This is a genomic window from Ruegeria sp. CH6 (genome assembly GCF_056537005.1).
Map to the genome: position 1 here is coordinate 1 of NZ_JBQFQS010000042.1, position 1855 is coordinate 1855.

Consider the following 1855-nt stretch of genomic DNA (forward strand, 5'->3'; position numbering starts at 1 on the left):
ATCTGGAAGGAAAAGTTCCTGAACCAAACTTGACCTGACAGAACCCGCCAGAAAAACGGCCAGCTGTCAGATCACATCGGAACCACTACAGCGCAATGCAGTATCCCCTTATCGTACAATACTGGGCAGCAACCGACAGCGGCCCAAGCGCGAGGCAGCCGATGACGAGTGTCGCGCTGATGTTTTTCCACTCCAGCATTGCGGGGACACCCAATAGAAGGATGCCAAAGCCAGAGATATAGAGCATCATAGACAGCGCGCTTTCGGTTTGGCTCAGTGTCCGGATCAGCAGTCCCTCTGAGGCCATAAGTACAGCACTTAGCAAAGCAATCATGGCTGGAAACGCAGCGATATGGCTTTGAAATGCGCCCTGTGCCGCCATAATCAACGCAGCCCCTGCAAGTGAAATCAGAACCGCCATCCAGTGCCGCACACCGACACGTTTCTTTAGGAACATGATACCAAGTAACACGGTTATGACTCCGTAGAGAATGCCAATGGCCGATGCGTCTGCCACCGGCATGTGAGCGGTTGACCAGGTAATGGCCGCCGCAGCGGAACATCCGAAAACTGCGCGTATGAAATGTCGAAGCGGTACTTTGCTCTTATACTGACTGAAAGAACCTGAGCGAGCCACCAGCCAGAACACCGTTGCAAACGCACCAACGTATCTCAGCAAGATAATCTGAAAGATTCCAATAGCCCCATCGGCAAATTTGGCAGACGCAAAAACCACAGTGAACAGAGCGGTGCTGAGCAGCACCCAAAGGACCGCTTCGATATTTTCGTTTCTTGATGGCATGTGGAACCTGATTAGAAGAACATGTTTGTTCCTAAAGGCAGCTTCCCCTTGTCTTCAAACGAGTTATATTCTCTCTGAGTGAGAATTTTTAATGCAGAATCCAAGTTTGACATCTTTGAACGCGTTGCGCGTTTTCCTGATCACGGCCCAGCATATGAGTATCAAGCTGACCGCAGATGAGCTTTCAGTGACACCGGGGGCCGTTAGTCATCAGATCAGGTCGCTTGAGCAGTCTCTGGGCACCCAGCTCTTTATCCGCCGCAACAACGCTATTGAACTAACTGATGCAGGCAACCAGTTGGCCCAACAAGCCACGCCCGGATTGCACCTGCTGCATACGTCACTTGGCAATGTCATCCGAGGCAACAACGCTCTGCGCGTTCGCGCCTCCATGTCATTCGCGGTTCGGTGGTTGATACCAAAACTACATCTCTTCAAGGCGAAGAACCTTGATGCCAATGTGGAAGTCGAGACGTTTTTTGACGAAGATCGTCAACTGTCTAGCGATGCTGACGTAACAATCAGATATTTTCGTTGTGGCGAATGTTTAGAAGGTGAGAGTAACCTATTAGATGATGTTTGCCGCCCATATCTCGCACCAGCCTTGCTGTCCAAACTCGACAACTCAAGCGATCTGGCTTCCATTCCGGCCATCCAATGCACCAAAGGAAACTGGGATTGGCTTCTCTGGATGGCAGAAACGGGCAGACAGGATGTGCAACTCACCTTTGCGGAACGCTTTGATTTGGACGATGCAGCCCTGCGTGCCGCGTGTGCAGGTATGGGGATGATACTCTCTTCTGAGTTCATGGTTGAGGCTGAATTGTCTGAAGGACGGCTTGTCCCATTGCCTGACAGCCAGGAAATCAGCGTTGGATGCTATTCGCTGCACATTGGTAGGTACGAAACAAACCTGACCAGAAAGTTTGTCCGGTGGTTGCAAGAGGTTGCTGAAACCTGCCGCTAGAGCGCGTCTGGCTTTATCAGATTCAGTCTTCCCCAGTTTTCTGATCCGTGATTCCATATCTTTGAGCAGATATGGAGGTAGCAGAT

The 1855-nt window shown here is 50.9% G+C and carries 2 protein-coding genes; one reads left to right on the forward strand and one right to left on the reverse strand.

The features are described from left to right. Nucleotides 1-85 precede the first annotated feature (85 nt). Nucleotides 86-802 carry a DMT family transporter gene (locus ACR0CW_RS23055; RefSeq protein ID WP_480789573.1) on the reverse strand — a complete coding sequence of 239 codons (717 nt, stop codon included), beginning with the start codon at nucleotides 800-802 and terminating at the stop codon, nucleotides 86-88. Nucleotides 803-893: 91 nt separating this feature from the next. Between ACR0CW_RS23055 and ACR0CW_RS23060 the strand changes: the two genes are divergently transcribed. After that, entirely contained in the window at nucleotides 894-1769 is an 876-nt protein-coding gene (locus ACR0CW_RS23060; protein WP_480789574.1) for a LysR family transcriptional regulator, read from the forward strand. Nucleotides 1770-1855 lie beyond the last annotated feature (86 nt).

Bases quoted from the DNA above. Each gene is read 5' to 3' on its own strand.
- ACR0CW_RS23055 (WP_480789573.1), bottom strand. From the start codon at position 802: ATGCCATCAAGAAACGAAAATATCGAAGCGGTCCTTTGGGTGCTGCTC.
- ACR0CW_RS23060 (WP_480789574.1), top strand. From the start codon at position 894: ATGCAGAATCCAAGTTTGACATCTTTGAACGCGTTGCGCGTTTTCCTG.